At 70.2% G+C, this 21204-nt stretch carries 19 protein-coding genes; 7 read left to right on the plus strand and 12 right to left on the minus strand.

Translation table 11 applies throughout. The features are described from left to right. Positions 1-142: 142 nt before the first annotated feature. From efeB to efeU, 3 genes are all read right to left on the minus strand, one after another. Complete coding sequence (gene efeB / locus F9B98_RS01360) at positions 143-1447, minus strand: iron uptake transporter deferrochelatase/peroxidase subunit (protein WP_150951818.1); 1305 nt, start codon at positions 1445-1447, stop codon at positions 143-145. After that, entirely contained in the window at positions 1444-2673 is a 1230-nt protein-coding gene (gene efeO, locus F9B98_RS01365) for an iron uptake system protein EfeO (protein WP_150951821.1), read from the minus strand. The genes efeB and efeO overlap by 4 nt, the downstream gene beginning before the upstream one ends. Positions 2674-2736: 63 nt before the next feature. Further along, the gene (gene efeU, locus F9B98_RS01370) at positions 2737-3777 is read right to left on the minus strand and encodes an iron uptake transporter permease EfeU (protein ID WP_150951823.1); all 1041 of its coding nucleotides are present in this window, start codon (positions 3775-3777) and stop codon (positions 2737-2739) included. Between the two features lie 218 nt (positions 3778-3995). On the opposite strand from efeU, the gene F9B98_RS01375 reads away from it, so the two are divergent. Beyond that, positions 3996-5012 carry an isopenicillin N synthase family dioxygenase gene (locus F9B98_RS01375; RefSeq protein WP_150951826.1) on the plus strand — a complete coding sequence of 339 codons (1017 nt, stop codon included), beginning with the start codon at positions 3996-3998 and terminating at the stop codon, positions 5010-5012. Between the two features lie 243 nt (positions 5013-5255). Here F9B98_RS01375 and rpsO read toward each other — a convergent pair whose 3' ends face one another. Then, positions 5256-5525: a 30S ribosomal protein S15 gene (gene rpsO, locus F9B98_RS01380; protein ID WP_056227311.1), complete on the minus strand. Its 270-nt coding sequence runs from the start codon at positions 5523-5525 to the stop codon at positions 5256-5258. A gap of 169 nt (positions 5526-5694) precedes the next feature. Between rpsO and F9B98_RS01385 the strand changes: the two genes are divergently transcribed. The 3 genes from F9B98_RS01385 to F9B98_RS01395 all read left to right on the plus strand — a co-directional run bounded on the left by F9B98_RS01385 (position 5695) and on the right by F9B98_RS01395 (position 8285). Further along, positions 5695-5916 (plus strand): DUF167 domain-containing protein, encoded by a 222-nt coding sequence (locus F9B98_RS01385; RefSeq protein ID WP_150951829.1) that lies wholly within the window; start codon positions 5695-5697, stop codon positions 5914-5916. Beyond that, on the plus strand, positions 5913-7217 hold the full coding sequence (locus F9B98_RS01390) for an MFS transporter (protein WP_150951832.1): 1305 nt from the start codon (positions 5913-5915) through the stop codon (positions 7215-7217). Before F9B98_RS01385 ends, F9B98_RS01390 begins: the two co-directional genes overlap by 4 nt. Before the next feature lie 150 nt (positions 7218-7367). Continuing rightward, the gene (locus F9B98_RS01395; protein ID WP_150951835.1) at positions 7368-8285 is read left to right on the plus strand and encodes a DMT family transporter; all 918 of its coding nucleotides are present in this window, start codon (positions 7368-7370) and stop codon (positions 8283-8285) included. Positions 8286-8375: 90 nt separating this feature from the next. Here the strand turns inward: F9B98_RS01395 and F9B98_RS01400 are convergent, their stop codons facing one another. The 3 genes from F9B98_RS01400 to F9B98_RS01410 all read right to left on the minus strand — a co-directional run bounded on the left by F9B98_RS01400 (position 8376) and on the right by F9B98_RS01410 (position 10785). Next, a complete protein-coding gene (locus F9B98_RS01400) occupies positions 8376-8936 on the minus strand; it encodes a YceI family protein (protein ID WP_150951838.1) in 561 nt (186 codons plus the stop codon). A gap of 150 nt (positions 8937-9086) precedes the next feature. After that, positions 9087-9452, minus strand: a complete 366-nt coding sequence (locus F9B98_RS01405; RefSeq protein ID WP_013583439.1) for an FKBP-type peptidyl-prolyl cis-trans isomerase — start codon at positions 9450-9452, stop codon at positions 9087-9089. 172 nt (positions 9453-9624) lie between these two features. Next, positions 9625-10785, minus strand: coding sequence for a PrsW family intramembrane metalloprotease (locus F9B98_RS01410; RefSeq protein ID WP_150951841.1), 1161 nt, complete (start codon positions 10783-10785; stop codon positions 9625-9627). An 83-nt stretch (positions 10786-10868) separates the two neighbouring features. Between F9B98_RS01410 and F9B98_RS01415 the strand changes: the two genes are divergently transcribed. Beyond that, the gene (locus F9B98_RS01415; RefSeq protein WP_150951844.1) at positions 10869-11735 is read left to right on the plus strand and encodes a fumarylacetoacetate hydrolase family protein; all 867 of its coding nucleotides are present in this window, start codon (positions 10869-10871) and stop codon (positions 11733-11735) included. Between the two features lie 62 nt (positions 11736-11797). On the opposite strand, the gene F9B98_RS01420 is transcribed toward F9B98_RS01415, so the two are convergent. The 4 genes from F9B98_RS01420 to F9B98_RS01435 all read right to left on the minus strand — a co-directional run bounded on the left by F9B98_RS01420 (position 11798) and on the right by F9B98_RS01435 (position 15920). Then, positions 11798-13261 (minus strand): aspartate ammonia-lyase, encoded by a 1464-nt coding sequence (locus F9B98_RS01420; protein ID WP_150951847.1) that lies wholly within the window; start codon positions 13259-13261, stop codon positions 11798-11800. A 156-nt stretch (positions 13262-13417) separates the two neighbouring features. Then, entirely contained in the window at positions 13418-14320 is a 903-nt protein-coding gene (locus F9B98_RS01425) for a phosphodiesterase (RefSeq protein WP_150951850.1), read from the minus strand. 53 nt (positions 14321-14373) lie between these two features. Further along, on the minus strand, positions 14374-14703 hold the full coding sequence (locus tag F9B98_RS01430) for a peptidase (RefSeq protein WP_150951853.1): 330 nt from the start codon (positions 14701-14703) through the stop codon (positions 14374-14376). Continuing rightward, positions 14703-15920, minus strand: coding sequence for an inorganic phosphate transporter (locus tag F9B98_RS01435; RefSeq protein ID WP_150951856.1), 1218 nt, complete (start codon positions 15918-15920; stop codon positions 14703-14705). Before F9B98_RS01435 ends, F9B98_RS01430 begins: the two co-directional genes overlap by 1 nt. 208 nt (positions 15921-16128) lie before the next feature. Between F9B98_RS01435 and F9B98_RS01440 the strand changes: the two genes are divergently transcribed. Then, entirely contained in the window at positions 16129-18243 is a 2115-nt protein-coding gene (locus F9B98_RS01440) for a S9 family peptidase (RefSeq protein ID WP_150951860.1), read from the plus strand. 280 nt (positions 18244-18523) lie between these two features. After that, complete coding sequence (locus F9B98_RS01445; RefSeq protein WP_150951863.1) at positions 18524-19369, plus strand: endonuclease domain-containing protein; 846 nt, start codon at positions 18524-18526, stop codon at positions 19367-19369. A 414-nt stretch (positions 19370-19783) separates the two neighbouring features. Here the strand turns inward: F9B98_RS01445 and F9B98_RS01450 are convergent, their stop codons facing one another. Continuing rightward, the gene (locus F9B98_RS01450) at positions 19784-20812 is read right to left on the minus strand and encodes a 6-phosphofructokinase (protein ID WP_150951866.1); all 1029 of its coding nucleotides are present in this window, start codon (positions 20810-20812) and stop codon (positions 19784-19786) included. Positions 20813-21204: the final 392 nt, after the last annotated feature.

Raw genomic sequence — 21204 nt, forward strand, 5'->3', positions numbered from 1 at the left:
GAATATACATGGGGAAACGCGTACGGCCGAGCTTTATTCCGAACGCGCCGCCCGAACCACCGAGAAACGCTCGCTGCACCGGGAAACGCGTTCGGCGAGCGTTTCCCGGTGCAGCGAGCGTTTATCACTCGGATGAGGAGGCCTAGGCCCCCAGCAGCCCGGCCCCCAGCAGCCCGGCCCCCACAGAGGCTCCCGCAGCCGGCGCGGGTGGCACGGCCCACAGCCCCGAGCCGACGTGGCGCACGTATTCGTTCATGGCATCCGTCGACAGGGCTTTCTGCACCGTGATGTAGCGCTGCGGGCTCTTCTGGAACGACAGGAAGAACAGCCCCGCGTTCAGACGCCCCAGATCGGTCGTGCCGTCGACGAAGTTGTAGCCGCGGCGCAGCAGCCGGATGCCGCCGTTCGTGTCGGGGTGCGCGAGCCGCACGTGGCTGCGCGGGTCGATCGCCGGTGTTCCCGCCGCCCCCGCCGCCGCGAAGTCGGGCGCGGTGAACTCGTCGCCGCCCGACAGCGGGGCGCCCTTCGCTTTGTCGCGCCCGATCACGCGGTCCTGCTCGGCCAGGCGCGTGCGGTCCCAGGTTTCGATGAGCATCGAGATGCGCCGCGCGACGAGGTACGACCCGCCCGCCAGCCACGCCGGACCCTCGGATGCCGAGACCCACACGTTCTCATCCAGAGCGGCCGTGTCGTCGGCGAGGATGTTGGCCGTTCCGTCCTTGAAGCCGAAGAGATTGCGCGGAGTGGTCTGATCCGCGGTGGTCTTCGACGTGCGGCCGAAGCCGAGCTGCGACCACCGGATGGTGGCTCGCCCGAACGCGATGCGGCTGAGGTTGCGGATCGCGTGGACCGCGACCTGCGGGTCATCGGCGCACGCCTGGATGCACAGGTCGCCGTCGGAGCGCAGCGGGTCGAGGTCGTCGCCGAGGAACGCCGGCAGCCGCTCGAGACCGTCGGGACGCTGCCCCTCGAGACCGAAACGCGCATCGAACAGCGAGGGACCAAACCCGAACGTGATGGTGAGGTTGCTCGCGGGGAGCCCGAGCGCCTCGCCCGTGTCATCCGGCGGGGCCTCGGGCGAGCCACCCACGGCGCCCGTCGCCGTGACCTCGAGCCCCTGCATCATGCGCGTCGCCGCGTACGTCCAGTCCGAGAGCAGCTCGGCGAGGTCGTCGCGGGTCGTGCGGGCCATCATGTCGTACGCCGCGAAGTGCAGGTGCTCCTGCACGGGTGTCGTGATGCCGGGCTGATGAATGCCGGTCGTCGCCGCCGCGGCATCCCTCCCCGCTTTCTGCTGCTCGAGGGCGTACGCCTGCCCGCCGACGAGACCCGCTCCGGCGCCGACCACGAGCCCCGTCGCGCCAGCGCCGAGGGCGAGGCCCATCAGTCCGCGGCGAGACAGGCCCGCGGCATCCGGGGTCTGCTGCTCTTCTTCGGCCACGCTCACTCCAGGATCGTCACCGTGAGCTGCGACAGCGGCTCGGCGAGGGCGTTGATGAGGTCGGTGAGCTGGCGCTTGTCGGCCTCGGTGATTTGGCTGTAGGGGACGAAGCCGGCCTCGAGCGAGCCGTACTTCGCCAGCGCCGCCTCGAGGTCGGCGTACCCGCCGTCGATGCGCGAGACGAGCGCCGCGCCCTTATCGCCCTTCGAGTCGGCGAAGTCGCGCACGAGCGAGAACGCCATCTTCGATCCCTCGACGTTCGCCGCGAAGTCGTTGAGGTCGGTCCCCGACCACCAGTCCTCTTCGCCGCTGATCTTGCCGGTGGCGACCTCGTCGAGCAGCGCGATCGCGCCGTTCGAGATCCCCGCGACGCCCTGCGTGGTCAGCGCCTCGGTGAAGGCGTCGGAGTGGACGTAGTCGTAGAGCTCCTGCGTGTCGGAGATGAGCTTGTCACCGTAGGTGGCGCGCTCGGCCGTCGTCGAGGGCGCCCAGTTCTTCCACGCCGGGGTTTCGCCGTCGGCGTTCAGCGCGTCCTGAGCGGGGACCCACAGGTCTTTCTCGATGCGGTGGAACCCGGTCCAGTCCAGCCCCTCTGCCACGGCGTCGACCTCGCGGTAATCGATGCGCGGGTCGAGATCGCCGAGCGCCTCGGCGATCGGTTCGATGCGCTCGTAGAACGCGCGCACGCGGGGGAACTGCTCCTTCGCTGCCGCGTCGTCGCCCGACTCGTAAGCGGCGGTGAACGTCTGCACGGCGGGGATGAGCTGGCCGACCTGGTCTTTCACGAACGCCGCGTAGAGGTCGACGGCCTGCTGCTTCTGCTCGGCATCCGGTCCGCTCACGGCGACCGCGTCGCCGGTCACCGAGAAACTCGCCCGGCCCACGCCGTCGCCGACCATGCCCGGCTTGCACAGCGTGAAGTAGTCGCCGGGCTGGGCCACGACCGTGAGGTTGCGCGAGGCACCGGGGGCGATGTTCTCGACCTCCCCGACGATGCGCAGACCATCGGATGCCAGCAGGTAGAACTCCGTGACCTGGTCGCTCTTGTTGCTGACGTCGAAGGCGACGGTGCCGCTCGGGGCGGTCGCCGCTGACACGGCGCAGCCGTCGTCGGTCGACGTGACCGAGAGGGCTCCGGAGGCGGCAGCGTCGGATTTGGCGACGCAACCGGAGAGGACGAGGGCGGCCGCGCCGGCCACGGCCGTGGCCGCGAGGAGGCGAGTCGGGTTCATGATGCTCCGTTCGGAAGGAGGGAGGGATGCCGCGGCGTCGGGCACGCGAGCGGCGTCGGGGGTTTACGGTGCGGCGGGAGCCGCGCCGGGGGTCGAGGTGACGGCGGCGGGAGCCGCGCCGGGAGCCGAGGTGACGGCGGCGGGGTCCGAGTGGGTGCGCGGGGCGGCGGTCGCCGCGGTGGGCTGCGCGTCGAGCGACGCAGCGGAGGTGGCTTCGACCGGGCGGCGCGGCCGCCGGTGGGCGCGGACGCCCCGCACGAAGAGGGGGACGACGACCGCAACGTAGGCGAACCAGGCGAGCACCTGGAGCCAGGTCATCTGCGGCATGAATCCGACCGTGGCCTGCAGGAGCGCGGCGAGGGGCCCGTCGGGCGCGATCGCCCCGGAGACGTCGAAGGCCCAGCCGAAGGGGAAGCCGGACCACCCGGTGGCCACCAGGCCCGTCGCCGCGTCGACGGGGGCACCGGCGCCGAAGGGTCCGGGAAGCGCCCCGGCCTCCTGCAGATCGTGGAACGCGTAGGCGAGTACTCCCGCGGCGACGACGACGAGGAACCCGCCGGTCCACGTGAAGAACCGGGAGAGGTCGAGACGCAGCATGCCGCGCGCGATGAGCCAGCCGAGAACGACCGCGGCGACGAGGCCGAGAAGGGCGCCCAGCAGCGCGAGAGGGGCGTCGCCGAACGACTGCACCATCGACCACAGCAGCAGCGTCGTCTCGACGCCCTCGCGCGCGACCGACACGAAGCCGATCGCCACCAGCGCCCACACTCCGCCGCGGAGCGCTTTGTCGACGCCGCCCTCGAGGCCGGCCTTGAGCGTGCGTCCGGCGCGCTGCATCCAGAAGATCATCCACGTGACCATCGCCACCGCGAGCAGCGAGAGGCCGCCGCCGAGCAGCTCCTGCGCCTCGAAGGTGAGCATGTACGCGCCGAAGGTGAACACCGCGCCGATGGCGAGCGCGAGCGCGACGGCCAGACCGACACCCGCCCACAGTCGCGGCAGGGCGTCGCGGCGGTCGAGACGCGAGAGGTAGGCGACGAGGATGCCGACGACGAGGGCGGCTTCGAGGCCTTCGCGGAGGCCGATGAGGAAGGTGGCGAGCACGGGCGGGTGTTCCGACTTTCGTTTCTCGGGTGGGAGCCGCGGCGCTGCGGGTAGGTAAGGACAGCCTCACCTGACCAGCACACATTACGCAAGTCGATGGACCATTCGCACCCCGCCGATCGGCGGGGATTGCCTGTCCTCACCCCTGGACCGAGGCGTGACGGTAACCGTCGGCAACATTCCTGCGCCCGCCACCGGTGACGACCTAGCCTCGACGCATGTCCGACCTGAATCTCCCCGTGCTCGACCTCTCGCTCCTCGACCAGGGTCCGGATGCCGCCTCCCGCTTCCGCGACGAGCTGCGCGCCGCGACCCACGACGTCGGCTTCTTCTACCTCACCGGAACCGGCGTGAGCGCCGAGCTCGAGGCGCGCCTGCTGCAGGCGGCGAAAGACTTCTTCGCCCTCCCCGAGGCCGACAAGCTGTCGATCGAGAACGTCACGAGCCCCCACTTCCGCGGGTACACGCGCGTGGGCGGCGAGCGCACGCAGGGGCGGGTCGACTGGCGCGAGCAGATCGACATCGGCCCCGAACGCGAGCCGATCACGACCCCCGACGGCCCCGGCTACGACCGCCTCGTCGGACCCAACCTGTGGCCCGCGGCCCAGCCCGAGCTGAAGGACGTCGTCACCGAGTGGCACGACCACCTCACCGGCGTCGCCCGCAAGCTGCTGCGCGCGTGGGCGCTCGCCCTCGGCGCCGAAGAGCAGTACTTCGACCGCCACTTCGGCGACCCTCAGACCCTTATCAAGATCGTGCGCTACCCCGGCAAGGACGACCCGACCCCGCAGCAGGGAGTGGGCGCGCACAAGGACTCGGGCGTCCTCACGTTGCTGTGGGTCGAGCCCGGCAAGGGCGGCCTGCAGGTCGAGCGCGACGGCGAGTGGGTCGACGCTCCCCCGGTCCCGGGCGCCTTCGTCGTCAACATCGGCGAGCTGCTCGAGTACGCCACGCAGGGCTACCTCCGCGCGACGAACCACCGCGTGATCTCACCGAAGTTCCCGGACGAGCGCATCTCGGTGCCGTTCTTCTTCAACCCGGCTCTCGACGCGCGCCTGCCGATCATCGAGCTGCCGGCCGAGCTCGCGGCCGAGGCGCGCGGCGTCGAGGACGACCCCACCAATCCCATCCACGCCACCTACGGCGAGAACGCCCTCAAGTCGCGCCTGCGCGCCCACCCCGACGTGGCCGAGCGCTGGCACCCCGACCTGGTCGCCGCGCGCGCGGCATCCTGAGTCTCCTCCGCCGCCGCCCGCGGGGTGCCGGCCACCCGTCGCACCTCGCCACCCGCCGATAAACGCTCGCTGCACTGGAAAACGCTCGCCGAGGGCGTTCTTCGGTGCAGCGAGCGTTTATCGCGGGTCTGGCGCCGACCACGGACCGCGCGTCACGCCGCGGTCACCCGGAAACGCCGAAGGCCGCCCCACACCGTGGGGCGGCCTTCCAAGAATGTTTTGCGCGATAGAACGCTGGTGCGATTAGCGACGCAGACCGAGACGCTCGATGAGCGAGCGGTAACGGTTGATGTCGACGTCCTGCAGGTAACCCAGCAGGCGGCGGCGCTGACCGACGAGCAGGAAGAGCCCACGGCGCGAGTGGTGGTCGTGCTTGTGGGTCTTGAGGTGCTCGGTGAGGTCCTTGATGCGCTGCGTCATCATCGCGACCTGCACCTCGGGGGATCCGGTGTCACCGGGGTGCGTCGCGTACTCTTCGATGATCGCCTTCTTGACGTCTGCTTCGAGTGCCATAGATGGGATCCCCTTCCTTCTCATTGCGCGGCGCCCGTCACGGGATGTGCGAGCTCTCTTTATCCGCGGCCGATCGAACGGCAACCGCATGAGTCTACCAGCATCGGGATGCCGGCACCGCACCGGTCCGCGACGCCCGGTGTCGCAAGGCCTGGCGTAGCCTCGAGCCGTGCAGCTCACCGTCCGCGTCAAGCCCGGAAGCCGGCGGGGTCCCCTCGTCGAGGACACCGAGGACGGCCTCGTCGTCCATGTCCGCGAGCGCGCGGTCGACGGCGCGGCCAACAACGGCGTCGTGAAGGCTCTGGCCGCCCACTTCGCCGTCGCCCCGCGCGACGTCGAGATCGTGCGCGGCCACATCGCTCGCATCAAGCGCGTCGAGGTCGACGCGTGAGCGTTCGCCAGAGCGCCTTCATCGACCTGCGTCCCCTCACCACCTCCCCCGCCTTCGCGCGGCTGTGGGTCGGGTCGACGCTCGCGGGGCTCGGCGGACAACTGACGATCGTCGCGGTCATGCTGCACGTGTTCGATCTCACGCAGAGCACCTTCGCGGTGTCGATGATCGCCGTCGCCGGTCTCCTGCCGATGGTCGCCGCGGGGCTGTACGGCGGGATGCTCGCCGACGCCTTCGATCGGCGCACCGTCGCCCTGGTGGCCGCCGTCATCACCTTCGCCTCGACCGCGCTGCTGGCCGTCCTGGCCTGGACCGGCCTCGAGACCGTCGGGTGGCTCTTCGCCCTCAGCGTCGTCAACTCCGCGGCCAACTCGATCGTGTCGGCCACGAAGTCGGCCATCACCCCTCGCCTCATCTCCCGCGAACTGCTCCCCGCGGCCGCCGCGCTGCAGGGCGTCACGGTCGGGATCATGGTCATGGCCGGGCCCGCGCTCGCGGGAGTGCTCGTCGCGGTCGCCGGTTACGCCTGGACGTACTCGCTCGACGTGCTGCTGATGACGTCGCTCTTCCTCGGCCTCTGGTCGCTGCCGCGCCTGCGCCCCGAGGGCGAGGTCGTGCGCCCCGGACTGGCGTCCCTCCGCGACGGCGCGCGCTTCCTCCGCCGCGCGCCCAACATCCGCCTGCAGTACATCCTCGACATCCTGGCCATGACCTTCGGCCAACCGGTCGCCCTGTTCCCCGCGATCGGGGCGGTGCTGCTCGGCGGCGGGGCCGTCACGACGGGCGTCCTCACCGCCGCCGTGGCCGCGGGCGCCTTCCTGTCGAGCCTGTTCTCGGGGCCGATCGGGCGCGTCCGCCGCCAGGGGCTGGGCATCGAGCGTGCCATTCAGGTCTACGGCCTGTCGATCGCCCTCTTCGGCGGCGTGCTCCTCGCCGCCTCGCTCGGCTGGCTGCGTCCCGCCCTCGTCGACGAGACCCACGCCGCCGTCGCGCTGATCGCCCTCGCCGCGATCGTGCTGGCCGTCTCGGGCGCGGCCGACAACGTCAGCGCCATCTACCGTTCGACCATGATGCAGGCGGCGGTTCCGGATGCCATGCGCGGCCGTCTTCAGGGCGTGTTCATCGTCGTGGTGGCCGGCGGACCCCGCGTGGGCGCCCTCTACGCCGGAACTCTGGCGACCGTCGCCGCCCTATGGGTGCCGCCCCTGTTCGGCGGCATCCTGATCCTCGCCCTCGTCGGCACGCTCGTGCGCTTCTCGCCGCGCTTCCGGCACTACGACGCCCTCGACCCGCAGCCCTGACCCCGGCGCGCGCGCGACGGCGCGTCCCTCCGGTTCAGCGCCCCTGCGGTTCGGCGTCCCCCGGCGCACAGCTGCCGACCGTCGGCGGATAACGGACGTCGCATCGCCCGGGCACCCGCGATGTCGCACCTGCGCCCTAGGGTCGGGATCGTGGCATCCTCTCCCGCTCCCTCCCCCGTCTCGATCGCGGTGCAGTTCGTCCTCACCGGAATCGTGTGGGGATCGAGCTTCCTCTTCATCGCCGTCGCCCTGACAGGCATGACCCCGGCGCAGGTCGCGGGTGGACGGCTGTTGTTCGGGGCCCTCGCCCTCGCGGCCATCGTGGCGGTCCGCCGAGAGCGACTGCCTCGCGGCCGGCGGGTCTGGGGTCACCTGTGCGTGCTGTCCCTGAGCTTCTGCGTCGTGCCGTTCCTGCTGTTCGCGTGGGCCGAGCAGCACGTGTCCTCGGGCCTGGCGAGCATCTTCAACGCCACGACGCCGATCATGACGGCGATCATGGCCTGGGCGGTGTTCCGCGTCGAGAGCCTCAAGCTCGGGCAGCTGATCGGCATCGCGGTGGGGATCGCGGGCGTGATCGTCATCATCGCGCCAGGCGCCGTGGCCGACATCGGCGACAGCACCATCGCCCAGGTCGCCCTGCTGGGAGCGACCGCCTGCTACGGCTTCAGCCTCGCCTACATGCGCCGCTTCCTGGGCGGCACGGGGCTCTCCGGCATCGCGTTCGCCTTCGGGTACATCGGTCCCGCGGCGACGTTCATGGTGCTGCTCTCGCCGGTCATCCTCGCCGAGCCGATGCAGCTGAGCCTCCCAGTCGTGGGCAGCATCGTCGCCCTCGGCGTCCTGGGCACCGGCATCGCCTACGTCTGGAACCAGAACACGCTGCGCGCCTGGGGCCCCACCCGTGCCTCGACCGTCACGTACATCACGCCGGTGGTGGGGGTGGCCCTCGGCATCCTGGTGCTGGGTGAGCGCATCTCGTGGAACGAGCCCGTGGGCGCGGCGGTGGTCTTCGCGGGGATCCTGCTCGTGCAGCAGCGCATCCGTCTCCCGCGCCGATCACCGGCCTGAGCCGCGGTGCGAAAGCGACGGTGGCCCCGGATGCCGAGCACCCGGGGCCACCGCGAGGGGTTCAGATCCGCAGCGCGAGCTGCGGGCGGATCACGCCTGGAGCGCGAGCTGCAGGTCGAGCTCGATCGTGACGTCCTTGCCGACGAGCACGCCGCCGGTCTCGAGGGCGGCGTTCCAGGTGAGACCGAAGTCTTCGCGGTTGACGACCGTCTTCGCGGTGGCGCCGGCCTTGTAGTTGCCCCACGGGTCGGTGCCGAAGCCGCCGAAGTCGAGGGCGAAGGTGGCGGGCTTGGTGATGCCGCGGATGGTCAGGTCGCCGTCGACGAGGAAGTCGCCGTCTTCGAGGCGGACGCCGGTGGAGCGGAAGTCCATCGTCGGGTAGGTCTCGACGTCGAAGAACTCTGCGGAGCGGAGGTGCTGGTCGCGACCCTCGTCCTTGGTGTCGACCGAGGTGACGTCGACGGACGCCTCGACGGTGGCCTCGAGGGGGTTCTCCGGGGCGACGATGGTGGCGCTCTTCATGCCGAAGGTGCCGCGCACCTTCGAGATCATCATGTGGCGCACCGAGAAGGTGACCTCGCTGTGGGCCGGGTCGAGGACCCAGGTGCCGGCCTTGTAGCCGGGGATGTCGAGGGCGGTGGTGTCGGTCATGTCACTCCTAGAGGTCTGGGGAGCCGCTTCGGCGTCCTGCGGGGGAACAACTCCCATTCATCCGAATGTATTCCACGATCGAGGAAAACGACGAACCCGAGGGAGCCGCAGCCCCCTCGGGTTCGTGAATTCTCGGTGAAGAACGCCCGATCAGCCGACCTTCAGCAGGTCGATGATGAAGATGAGGGTCTTGCCGCCCAGGAAGTGCCCACCGGCGGGACCGTAGGCCAGGTGCGGCGGAATCACGAGCTCGCGGCGTCCGCCGACCTTCATGCCCGGGATGCCGTCCTGCCAGCCCTGGATCAGGCCGCGGAGGGGGAACTGGATGCTCTCACCACGACCCCACGAGGAGTCGAACTCTTCACCCGACTCGTACTCGACACCGGCGTAGTGCACGGTGACGGTGTCGCCGGGCTTCGCCTCGTCGCCGTCGCCGACGATGATGTCGCGGATGACGAGGTCGGAGGGGGCGGGGCCGCTGGGAGCGTCGAACTCCGGCTTGGTGCGATCAGTCATGAGTCCATCCAAGCACGAAGGGCGCCTCCGCGAAGCCCCTGGACAGCGTCCCGGAGAAAGACTCAGCGCCCGGTGCCGCGGCGATGCCTGCGTGTCTACCGGGCGCTGAGTTGGCCTACAACGATGGTGCCCCCGCCCTTCGGCGGTGTCAAGACCCCGGCGCGCGGTCGGGTCAGGGCCGCAGCAGCGCCGCCCGCGCGGCGGTCGTCCGCTCCAGCAGGTACCGCTCGGTGGCGGGGGCGTGCGGGTCGCGGCCCGACAGTGTGCGTTGGCGGGCGGCGGCGAGAGCCGTGGCATCCGTGATGAAGCCCTTCATCACCGCCGAGCGGTCTCCGGGCAGCGTGCGCGACCAGGCAAGGGCCGAGCGCCGCCCCGGCCCGGTCGCGAGCATGTCGACCTCTTGAGGGGTGAACCACCCCGCCGCGGCATACTCCCCCAGTCGCGCTCGGGTCAGTCGCGATTCCTCGCGGCGCAGGGCCAGGATGCCGAGGATGAACAGCACGAACAGCGGCACCTGGAGCGCGGCGTACAGCTCGAAGAAGTCGAAGAAGGTGGCGGAGCCGTTCCAGAGGGCGTGCAGCACGATCGCGCCGGCGACGCCGGGAACCCCGTAGCGCAGCGCCGCACCGGTACGCAGGCCCCGGCGGGCCGCCAGCCCGAATGCGAACCCCGTCAGGCTGGTGAACATCACGTGGGCGAAGGGCGAGAGCACGGCGCGCAGGAAGAACGTGCTCGCGACCTGCCCGGGGCCGCCCTCGAGATAGCTGATGGCGAAGTACTGCACGTTCTCGGTCAGGGCGAAACCCGCCCCGATGAGGGCGCCGTAGACGATGCCGTCGACCGGACCGTCGAACGCGCGGCGGGCGAACGCGAAGATCAGCAGAACCCCGATCCCCTTCGCGATCTCTTCGACGACGGGCGCCTGGATCACGCTGCTGAAGGCAGCCGGTTGCGGACCGAGGATGAGTGTGACGACGAGGTCGACACCGAGCGCGATCGCGACGGCGGCGATCGCGCCCCACGCGACGGCGAAGACGAGCAGACGCCGCGGCTCGGGCTCCCACCGGTCGATGTAGCGCACCGCGAACCAGACGATCACGAACGGGATGGCGGCGAGCACGAGCCCGATGAACGACGCCGCGGTGCCCAGGAACCCCGTGAAATAGCGCACCAGCAGGGCGAGCAGGGGCACCAGGAGCACGGCGACGATCCACAGCGCCAGACCACCCCGACGTGAGCCGGGCGGCGTGGCCGAGACCGCCGCCTGCGGGGCCGTCGAGATGCGCGGCGGATCGGCCGACCCGGGCTGCGACAGCGGGGAGGGGTAGCTCATGGGGTCAGCCTAGGGGCGGCTTCCGACACGGCATCCGGGGCTTGCGGGCTGCCCCACCGCGCGGGGCCGGGTAGCGTGGAGGCATGCGCTTCGCCCACGTCCGTGCACAGGAGGGGGCGGAAGCCCCCCGTCTCGTCAGCGTCCACGACGAGGAGTTCTCGTTCGTCGACGAGGTCTTCGCCGGTGCTCCGAGCACCCTCGAGCAGCTGATCGCCGGCGGCGACGAGCTGCTGGAGCGCGTGCGCGATGCTGCGGCCACGGCTGCGCGGCATCCGCTCTCCGGCATCCGCTACGCCTCGGCGGTGCTCGCTCCTCCCTCCATCCTCGCCGTCGGTCTGAACTACGCGGCGCACTCGGGCGAGCTCGGCCTCAAGACCGACGCCGGCCCCACCGTCTTCGTGCTCTGGCCCAACTCGCTCAGCGCGCACGGCGAGACCACCTCGTGGCCGCGCTCGCTCAGCGAGGCCGTCGACTACGAGGCCGAGCTCGGCGTCATCATCGGGCGGCCCGGCCACGACATCAGCGAAGAGGACGCCCTCGACCACGTGTGGGGCTACACGGTCGTCAACGACGTGACGGCGCGCAACATCCAGTTCTCCGAGGCCCAGTGGTCGCGCTGCAAGTCCTTCGACGGGTTCACCCCGACCGGCCCCTTCGTCGTGACCGCCGACGAGATCCCCGACCCGCAGGATCTGCACATCTGGACCGTCGTCGACGGACACACGGTGCAGGATGCCAGCACGGGCCAGATGGTGCGGTCGGTGGCGACGCTCATCCACAAGCTGTCGGAGTCGGCGACGCTCCTGCCCGGCACCCTCATCTCGACCGGCAGCCCCGGGGGCGCCGGCTACTCGCGCGACCCGCAGATCTTCCTGCGCGACCGCTCGACCGTGACCGTCGGAATCGACGGCATCGGCGAGCTCACCACGCACTGCCGCATCATCGACTGATCAAGTGACGCACGGCGAAGGGCCGGAACGATCGCGTTCCGGCCCTTCGCTGTTCGTGCGGCTCAGCCCTCGACGACGCTGTCCGCGGCCCGCTGGATCGGAATGGCGGCCGTGACGGCCTGCAGGCCGGAGAGGCGCGCGGGCGAGATCTGCTTGATGACCTCGTCACGGGTCATGAGTCCGGCCTCGACGACGAGATCGGCGACGTTGCGGTGCGTGAGCAGTGCGGTCTTGGCCAGGGCCGCGGCCGCCGCGTACCCGATGAAGGGCGTGAGGGCCGTGACGACGCCGACCGACGAGCCGACCATCGCGCCGAGACGCTCGCGGTTGGCCGTGATGCCGTCGACGCAGTTGACCCGCAGGGTCCACATCGCCTGGCGCATCCACGTGATCGACTGGTAGATCGAGTGCGCGATGACCGGCTCGAAGGCGTTGAGCTGCAGCTGTCCGCTCTCGACGGCCATCGTCACCGTCATGTCGGCGCCGACCACCGAGAAGGCGACCTGGTTCACGACCTCGGGGATGACCGGGTTGACCTTGCCGGGCATGATGCTCGAGCCGGCCTGACGTGCGGGCAGGTTGATCTCACCGAGACCGGCCTGGGGGCCGCTCGAGAGAAGTCGCAGGTCGTTACAGATCTTCGACAGCTTCACGGCATTCCGCTTGAGCGACGACGAGAACGACATGAACGCGCCCGTGTCGCTCGTGGACTCGACGAGGTCGGTCGCCGTCTCGAGGTCGAGACCCGTGATCTGGCGCAGGTGCCGCAGCACCGCTCCCCCGTACCCGGCGTGGGCGGTGATGCCGGTGCCGATCGCCGTCGCGCCCATGTTGATCTCGTAGAGCAGGTACGCGTTCTCGGTCAGTCGGTTGTAGTCCTCGCCGAGCGTCGTGGCGAAACCGTGGAACTCCTGGCCGAGCGTCATGGGCACGGCATCCTGCAGCTGGGTGCGTCCGACCTTCAAGACGTCGTGGAACTCCTCCGACTTCGACAGGAACGCCTTGCGCAAGAGGTCGAGCTCTTCGAGCAGGCTCTGCAGGGTCAGGCTCAGGCCGATCTTGATCGCCGTCGGGTAGACGTCGTTGGTGGACTGGCTGCGGTTGGTGTCGTCGATGGGCGATAGGAAGGCGTAGTCGCCCTTCTCGCGTCCGGCCATCTCGAGGGCGATGTTGGTGATGACCTCGTTGGCGTTCATGTTGGTCGAGGTGCCCGCCCCGCCCTGGATGACGCCGACGGTGAACTCGTCGTGGAACTCCCCGTCGATCACGCGCTGAGCGGCGCGGTCGATCAGGTCGGCCTTGTCGTGGTCGAGCACGCCGATCTCGCGGTTGGCACGGGCCGAGGCCTGCTTGACCATCGCGAGGGCCCGCACGAGGTCGGGATAGACCGAGATGGGGCGCTTGGCGATCGGGAAGTTCTCGAGGGCGCGGGCGGTGTGGATCCCCCAATACGCGTCGGCGGGGATCTCGAGCGATCCGAGGGAGTCGGTCTCGGTGCGGGTGCGCGTCATTGCGTCCAAAGCCATGTGGGAGTCCTCGTGGGTGTCATGGTGGAGTGGGATGCCACGAGCCTAACGAGCGCGCGGGTGGGGGTCAGTGGACACGGCGGATGGTCGTCCGATCCGCACCGGCCGCCGCGTCTATTGCCGTGGCGTGAAGGCGGCGAGGGGCCGCGTGCCGCCTTACGAGGGCTTGCGCGAGAACGCCTCGAGGCGTTCCTCGGGGCTCAGCTCCGCCATGCGCGCCGTCCACTCCGGGGTGAACACCCCCGACGCCTCGGCGTCGACCACGGGGACGACGGCGTGCGTGATCGTGTCGTCCCACACGTGGACGAGGTGAAACGAGCGACCGGCATCCATTCCATTGACCGCGTCGGCAGGACGGGCGAGATCCATCGTGTAGCAGGAGGCGGACGCGACGCTCACCGGCACCCCGGCGAAGGTCCCCGAGGTCGAGTAGTGCAGGTGGCCGGCCAGGATCGCGCGGACGTCGCTGCCCGCGATCGCCGCGGCGAGGCCCGCCTGATCGCGCAGCTCGAGGATGTCGAAGAACGGGATGTGACTGGGCAGCGGCGGATGGTGCAGGGCGAGGACCGTGCCGAGCGGGGCGGGGGTCGACAGCTCCGCCCGCAGCCACTCGAGCTGCGCTGCGTCGAGGTCGCCGTGATGCCACCCCGGGACGGTGGAGTCGAGGGCGATGAGCCGCAGCCCGCCGAGGTCCCACACGCCCGTCACGGGCTCCTGCGTCGGCTCGGCGTCGAGCAGGCCCGCGCGCAGGGCGGGGCGCTCGTCGTGGTTGCCCGCGACCCACACCACCGGAGCGCCGAGGCGCGCGGCCCAGGGCTCGACCGCCTCGCGCAGGGCACGGTAGGCCTCGGGCTCGCCCAGGTCGGTGAGGTCGCCCGTGAACACCACGGCATCGGGCCTCACCCCGGTCGCCTCGGCCGCGTCGAGCGTGCGGCGCAGGTGCCGAGCGGTGTCGTAGCGGTCGCCGAGCAGGCGGTCGCCACCCAGCAGGTGGGTATCGCTGAGGTGGAGGATCACGCGCGCCGCGGGCGCGTGCTGACCGAATTGCACGGATGCCATGCCCCTCAGCCTACGAGGGACCTCCGACATCGCACCGGGCGGGGTCGGCGGCGTCAGTGGTTGAACAGGATCAGCAGCAGCGCCCCGAGCACCGCGGCCGCGCACACCCCGAAGCAGAGGTAGGCGCCGACCAGCGACACGCGCTTCTGCGCCTCGCTCAGCGGGTTCTTCTTGGCGGCTTTGGCCACCGCCTTCTCGGCACGGCGCTTCTGCTTGTCGCTGAGCACGGTGATGGCATCCGTGAACTCGGCCGGAGCGACCAGGGGCGGACGACCGCCGCGAACGAGCAGGCGCAGGCCCAGCGCGTAGAAGGTCACCACGATCGAGGCGCCGAGGATGGCGGCGACGAAGACGTGGAGGAAGGCTTCCCAGTTGATCAGCATCAGGCGTCCTTCTCGGCCTTGTCGCGCTCGAGTCGGCGCTGACGGCGCGTGGGTCCGGGCTTGCGGGGTACCTTGACCGCGGCCACCGAGTCGGCGACCTCGCTCATCGCGTTGGCCGAGGTGACCGAGTCGCGACGCGAGCGCAGGAACAGGCCGAGGATGATGACGACGGCGATCACCGCATCGACGGCCACGCCCCAGCCGCCCAGCCAGACGACGATGAGAGCCGCAGCAGCACCGACGGCACCGGCGGCGGGGAGGGTGAGCACCCAGCCGATCATGATGCGGCCCACGGTGTTCCAGCGCACGGTCGAGCCGCGGCGGCCGAGACCCGAGCCGATGACCGAGCCCGAGGCGACCTGCGTGGTCGACAGGGCGAAACCGAGGGCGCTGGATGCCAGGATCGTGGCCGCCGTGGAGGTCTCGGCCGAGAAGCCCTGCGCCGGTTTGACGTCGGTCAGGCCCTTGCCGAGGGTGCGGATGATGCGCCAGCCGCCCATGTAGGTGCCGAGCGCGATCGTCAGCGCGCACGCGAAGACGACCCAGAGCTGCGGGTCGGGGTTCGACGTCGACTGCCACCCCACGGTGATGAGGGCGAGGGTGATGACGCCCATCGTCTTCTGCGCATCGTTCGTGCCGTGGGCGAGGGCGACCAGCGACGAGGTGAAGATCTGCCCCCAGCGGAAACCGTCTCGGCCGTCGGCCTTCATGTCGTAGCGGCGGGTGATGCCGTAGGCGATCTTGGTGACCGCGAAGGCGATGATCCCTGCCGTGAGAGGGGCGATGAGCGCGGGCAGGATGACCTTGCTGAGCACGACGCCCAGGTCGATGGCGGATGCGCCGACACCCACGAGGGTAGCGCCGATGAGGCCGCCGAAGAGGGCGTGCGACGAGCTCGAGGGCAGGCCGAGGAGCCAGGTCAGCATGTTCCAGGTGATCGCGCCGATGAGGCCCGCGAAGATGATCGGCGGGAAGATGTCGGGACTCAACTGGTCTTCGCGGATCATGCCGCCCGAGATGGTCTTGGCCACCTCGGTCGACAGGAACGCGCCCACCAGGTTGAGGCTGGCCGCCAGCAGGACGGCGACTTTCGGCTTCAACGCACCGGTGGCGATGGGCGTGGCCATCGCGTTCGCGGTGTCGTGGAATCCGTTGGTGAAATCGAAGAACAGTGCCAGCGCGATGACCAGCACGATGATGAGGGCTGCGCTCTCCACCGTTCGCTTTCCGTGAGAAGGAGGAAGGGATGCCGACGGGATCGGCGCGACGAACGAAGAGTTCACCTGGAGTTCGACCCTCGTTCATCGGGGTCGACACGACATCCTTTCACCGAGGACGGCGGTGGTCAAACTTGCGGGCGCGGGGGTGCCGGCATCCTGTGCATACTCCCGGACCGATGTCGGACGGGCGCACTAGCGTGGAACGGTGACCGACCTCGACCCGAAGCTCGCCCCGCCCGTCGCCGACCGCCGCCCCGTCGCGCGCACCCACCACGGGGACACGTTCGACGACCCCTATGAGTGGCTCCGCGCCAAAGACGACGCCGAGGTGATCGCGCACCTCGAGGCCGAGAACGCGTACACCGGCGAGCGCACCGCGCACCTCGGCCCCCTGCGCGACACGATCTTCGGCGAGATCAAGGGCCGCACGCTCGAGACCGACCTGTCGGTGCCGGCGCGGCGCGGTGACTGGTGGTACTACGGCCGGACCGTGGCGGGGGCGCAGTACGGCATCCAGTGCCGCGCTCCTCTCGACTCCCCCGACGACTGGACCCCACCGACCCTCTCGCCGGACTCCCCCGTCCCCGGCGAGCAGGTGCTGTTCGACGGCAACGTCGAGGCCGAGGGCACCGACTTCTTCTCGCTGGGCAGCTTCGAGATCTCCAACGACGGCACGCGGATGCTCTACGGCATCGACACCGCCGGCGACGAGCGGTACACCGTGCGCGTACGCGATCTGGTGACGGGCGAGACGCTGCCCGACGAGATCCCCGGCACCTTCTCCGGCGCCACGTTCTCGCCCGACGGGCGCTTCATCGTCTACACGACGGTCGACGACGCCTGGCGCCCCGACACCGTGTGGCTGCACGAGATCGGCACCGCGGTCGCCGACGACGTGAAGCTCTTCCACGAGCCCGACGACCGCTACTGGGTGGGCGCCGACTTCACCCGCAGCGACCGCTTCCTGATGATCGAGATGGGCTCGTCCATCACGAGCGAGGAATGGATCCTGGATGCCGACGACCTCCGCGGTCAGCCCCGCGTGGTGTGGCCGCGGCGCGAGGGCGTCGAGTACTCCTCCTCGCACGCCGTGGTCGACGGCGAGGACGTGCTCTACATCCTGCACAATGACGGCGCCCTCGATTTCGAGCTCGTGCGGGTCTCGGCATCCGACCCTCAGGGCCCCCGTGAGACGGTGATCGCCCACGAGTCCGGCCACCGGCTGCTCGGCGTCGACACCTTCCGCGACTGGGGCGTGGTCGGTTACCGCCGCGACGGACTCGCGCGTCTGGGCATGCTGTCGTACGCCGACGGGGCCGTGACCGAGATCGCGTTCGACGAGCCGCTGTACAGCGTGGGCACGGGCGGCAACCCCGAGTACGCGCCGCCGGTGCTGCGCCTCGGGTACGGATCGTTCGTGACCCCCGGAACCGTGTACGACTACGTCGTCGAGACCGGTGAGCTGCTGCTGCGCAAGCGCCAGCCCGTGCTGGGCGGCTTCGACCCCGCCGACTACGGGCAGGCGCGCGTGTGGGCCCCCGCCGACGACGGCACGCAGGTGCCCGTATCGCTGGTGTGGAAGCGCTCGTTCGGCGAGCCCGGCTCCTCGCCCCGCCCGGTGCACCTCTACGGCTACGGCTCGTACGAGCACTCGATCGAGCCCGGCTTCTCGGTGCCGCGTCTGTCGCTGCTCGACCGCGGCGTCGTCTTCGCCGTGGCGCACGTGCGCGGAGGCGGCGAGATGGGCCGGCAGTGGTACGAGGACGGAAAGATGCGCGCGAAGCGCAACACCTTCACCGACTTCGTCGCCGCGGGTCGGCACCTGGTGTCCGAGGGATACACGACGCCCGACCGGATCGTCGCCGAGGGCGGCAGCGCCGGCGGCCTGCTCATGGGTGCGGTGGCCAACCTCGCCCCGGAGCTGTTCGCCGGCATCCTCGCCGACGTGCCGTTCGTCGACGCGCTCACGACGATCCTCGACCCCTCGCTGCCGCTCACGGTGATCGAGTGGGACGAGTGGGGCGACCCGCTGCACGACGCCGACGTCTACGCCTACATGAAGTCGTACTCGCCGTACGAGAACGTGCGCGAGGGTGTGCAGTACCCGCGCATCCTCGCCGTCACCTCGCTGAACGACACTCGCGTGCTGTACGTCGAGCCCGCGAAGTGGGTGGCGCGTCTGCGCGAGGTCGGCGCCGACGCGCTGTTGAAGTGCGAGATGGTGGCCGGCCACGGCGGCGTCAGCGGCCGCTATAACGCCTGGCGCGAGCGCGCGTTCGAGATCGCGTGGCTGCTCGACGTGCTGGGCCTGACGGACTGACCCGCGCCCGCGTCCTGCCGAACGCCCCGTCGCCTCGCGCGGCGGGGCGTTCGCCGTGCGGCGGGGGGCGGGGCGGTGCGTCACGAGAACAGGAGAAGTCACGAGAACAGGCCCGGACAGCGAATTCCCCCCTGTGTGCGTCGCGTCTGCTGTTCTCGTGACGTCGATGGTCGGCGGCAGCCGCCGCATCGGCTCCTCCCCAAGGCAGTTCTCTGCGGAACCATCCCCAAACGTCGGTCGGCGACGGTCGTGGGCGGCACCGACCAGCCAGCCTTGAGAGATGGAGCTTGAATTCGTCACCTGGTTGACGCGACGCGGCGGCGTCGCGCACACCTCCTCGGCTGCCGCCGCGGGCTACACCCCGCGGACGATCGCGGCGGCGGTGGCGGCTCGAAAGGTCGAACGCGTTCGGCGTTCCTGGATCGTCACGCCCGACTGTCTCGCGAGCCGGAAGCGCGCGGCATCCGTCGGCGGCCGGGTGACGTGTGTAAGCGCCGCCGAGCATCACGGACTCTGGACGCCGAGCAGCGATGACGATCACGTGTGGGTGCCCGCTTCAGCATCGCGCCTCGACGCGAGGGGCATGCTACTGCACCGCGCCACCGCACCCGTTCCCATGGCCCGCACCGATCCCTTCGAACCGATCGTCAATGTGCTGTTCCACGTGGCCCGTTGCCTCCCTCCCGCCGACGGTCTCGCAGTCTGGGAGTCGGCGCTGCGCGCGAAGAAGGTGGATGCCGACACACTCACGGCGGTGGGATGGCGCTCCACCCGCGCCGCGCGGTTCGCGCGCGTGGCGACGTTCCTCTCCGACTCGGGCCTCGAGACCCACTTCCGCGAGATGATGCTGGCGCTCGGTATCCGCCTGCGACAGCAGGTGTGGGTCGACGGCCACCCGGTCGATGCCGTGATCGGTGAACGTCTCGCGGTGCAGTTAGACGGTTTCGCCTTCCACAGCTCGCCCGCGGATCGACGTCGCGACCTTCGGCAGGACGCGCGGCTGATCCTGCGCGGGTACACCGTCCTCCGCTTCGACTACGTGCAGATTCTGTTCGAGCCGGACTATGTGATCGACACCGTTCGGCTCGCGATGGCGCAGGGTCGGCATCTCAAGACGTTCGTATGAGCCCGGGAGACGGCGCGAGCGCTTTGCGCGTTCCTCGCGCGTCACGAGAACAGGCGATGTCACCGAAACAGGGGAAACTCGCTCCAAAGGTCCTGTTCTCGTCGCACCTCCTGTTCTCGTCACCAGCAGACGGCATCGGCTTCAGACTCGCCCGGGAGGCGCGACTGGCATGGCGGCCTCACGCGTCTCCAGAACAGGCGATGTCACCGAAACAGGGGAAATCCGCTTCAACCGTCCTGTTCTCAATGCAGGAGCCTGTCTTCGTCACGGGCGTGAGGCAGACCCCGCCTCACGCTCAGCGCCCCGGCCTGCACAACGCTCAGCGCCGCCCAACGCTGAGCGCCCCGGTCCGCCTAACGCGGACGCCCCGCCCCGCACGAGAGGGGACGGGGCGCCGAAGAAGCAGCGGCAGGATCAGCCGAACAACGCGGCGGCCTCCTCGTAGCGGTACAGGGGCACGCTGTTGAGCTCGCCGAGGGCGTCGGCGAAGGGGACGCGCACGATGTCGGTGCCGCGCATCGCGACCATCTGCCCCCACGCTCCCTCGTGCAGAGCGTCGGCGGCGTGCAGACCCAGGCGGGTCGCGAGCACGCGGTCGAAGCCCGACGGCGAACCGCCGCGCTGGATGTGGCCGAGCACGGTCGAGCGGGTCTCGATGCCGGTGAGGCGTTCGATCTCGGGCGCCAGCAGCTCGCCGATGCCGCCGAGGCGCGGGCGGTTGAACGCGTCGAGGCCCTTATCGCTGAAGGCTTCGTCCATGCCCTTGAGCTTGAAGCCCTCCGAGACGACGACCAGGGGCGCGCGACCGCGGTCGTGCGCCCGGGTGACCTGCTCGACGATCTCGTCGATCGACATCGGCACCTCGGGGATGCAGATCACGTGGGCACCCGCGGCGATTCCCGCGTGCAGCGCGATCCAGCCGACGTGCCGACCCATGACCTCGGCGACCATGCACCGCTGGTGCGAGTCACCTGTGGTGCGCAGGCGGTCCATGGCATCCGTCGCGATATTCACGGCGGTGTCGAAGCCGAACGAGTAGTCGGTGGCGCGCAGGTCGTTGTCGATCGTCTTGGGGACGCCGAGGACGTTGATGCCGTCGTTCGACAGACGGTCGGCGGCGGCCAGCGTTCCCTCGCCGCCGATGGCCAGGATGCCGTCGAGCCGGTGCCCGTACATGGTCTTGGAGATGTTCTCGGCGCCGCCGCGCGCGCCCTCGTAGGGGTTGGTGCGGCTCGTGCCGAGGATCGTGCCGCCGACCTTCGACAGACCCTTCACCTCGTGGCGCGTGAGCGGGAAGAAATCCCCGTCGACCACGCCGCGCCAGCCGTCGCGGATGCCGACGAACTCGATGTCGTAGTTCGTCGTGCCCTTGAGCACGACGCCACGGATGACCGCGTTCAGCCCGGGGCAGTCGCCGCCGCTGGTCAGGATGCCGATCTTCATGGGCAGAGTCCTCTGGTGCTGTGTGTCGGGTGGAGGGGGGCGGCGCCGTTGCCGTCTTCGACCTTATCGCCGCGGGCGGGACCGCTGCCACACGGTGACGAAGGGGCGGACGGATGCCGGGACCCCGCGCCCTGACCGGAGCGGGGCCCCTTCCGGCGGCGCACCGGACGGGCGGATGCCGGGCACCCAGCCCCCGGCCCCCGTCGATGGCGCCATGAGAACAGGACACTGCACCGGAAACAGGCCGTTCCGTCGGGAATCGACCTGTTCTCGTCGCGCCCCCTGTTCTTGTGGCAGCCGAGTCGCTCCCCCGCGCGCGCGTCTCGACGCCCCGCCCCGCCCGCAACGCACGAACGCCCCGGCGCCGAAGCGACCGGGGCGTCCGTGGCGAG

Source organism: Microbacterium testaceum StLB037 (genome assembly GCF_008763945.1).
In the GTDB taxonomy this organism is placed as follows: domain Bacteria; phylum Actinomycetota; class Actinomycetes; order Actinomycetales; family Microbacteriaceae; genus Microbacterium; species Microbacterium testaceum_G.

Excerpts from the sequence above, each read along its gene's own strand:
- efeO (WP_150951821.1), bottom strand. The coding sequence starts at position 2,673 with ATGAACCCGACTCGCCTCCTCGCGGCCACGGCCGTGGCCGGCGCGGCC.
- F9B98_RS01375 (WP_150951826.1), top strand. The coding sequence starts at position 3,996 with ATGTCCGACCTGAATCTCCCCGTGCTCGACCTCTCGCTCCTCGACCAG.
- rpsO (WP_056227311.1), bottom strand. The coding sequence starts at position 5,525 with ATGGCACTCGAAGCAGACGTCAAGAAGGCGATCATCGAAGAGTACGCG.
- F9B98_RS01400 (WP_150951838.1), bottom strand. The coding sequence starts at position 8,936 with ATGACCGACACCACCGCCCTCGACATCCCCGGCTACAAGGCCGGCACC.
- F9B98_RS01405 (WP_013583439.1), bottom strand. The coding sequence starts at position 9,452 with ATGACTGATCGCACCAAGCCGGAGTTCGACGCTCCCAGCGGCCCCGCC.
- F9B98_RS01410 (WP_150951841.1), bottom strand. The coding sequence starts at position 10,785 with ATGAGCTACCCCTCCCCGCTGTCGCAGCCCGGGTCGGCCGATCCGCCG.
- F9B98_RS01415 (WP_150951844.1), top strand. The coding sequence starts at position 10,869 with ATGCGCTTCGCCCACGTCCGTGCACAGGAGGGGGCGGAAGCCCCCCGT.
- F9B98_RS01420 (WP_150951847.1), bottom strand. The coding sequence starts at position 13,261 with ATGGCTTTGGACGCAATGACGCGCACCCGCACCGAGACCGACTCCCTC.
- F9B98_RS01425 (WP_150951850.1), bottom strand. The coding sequence starts at position 14,320 with ATGGCATCCGTGCAATTCGGTCAGCACGCGCCCGCGGCGCGCGTGATC.
- F9B98_RS01430 (WP_150951853.1), bottom strand. The coding sequence starts at position 14,703 with ATGCTGATCAACTGGGAAGCCTTCCTCCACGTCTTCGTCGCCGCCATC.
- F9B98_RS01445 (WP_150951863.1), top strand. The coding sequence starts at position 18,524 with ATGGAGCTTGAATTCGTCACCTGGTTGACGCGACGCGGCGGCGTCGCG.
- F9B98_RS01450 (WP_150951866.1), bottom strand. The coding sequence starts at position 20,812 with ATGAAGATCGGCATCCTGACCAGCGGCGGCGACTGCCCCGGGCTGAAC.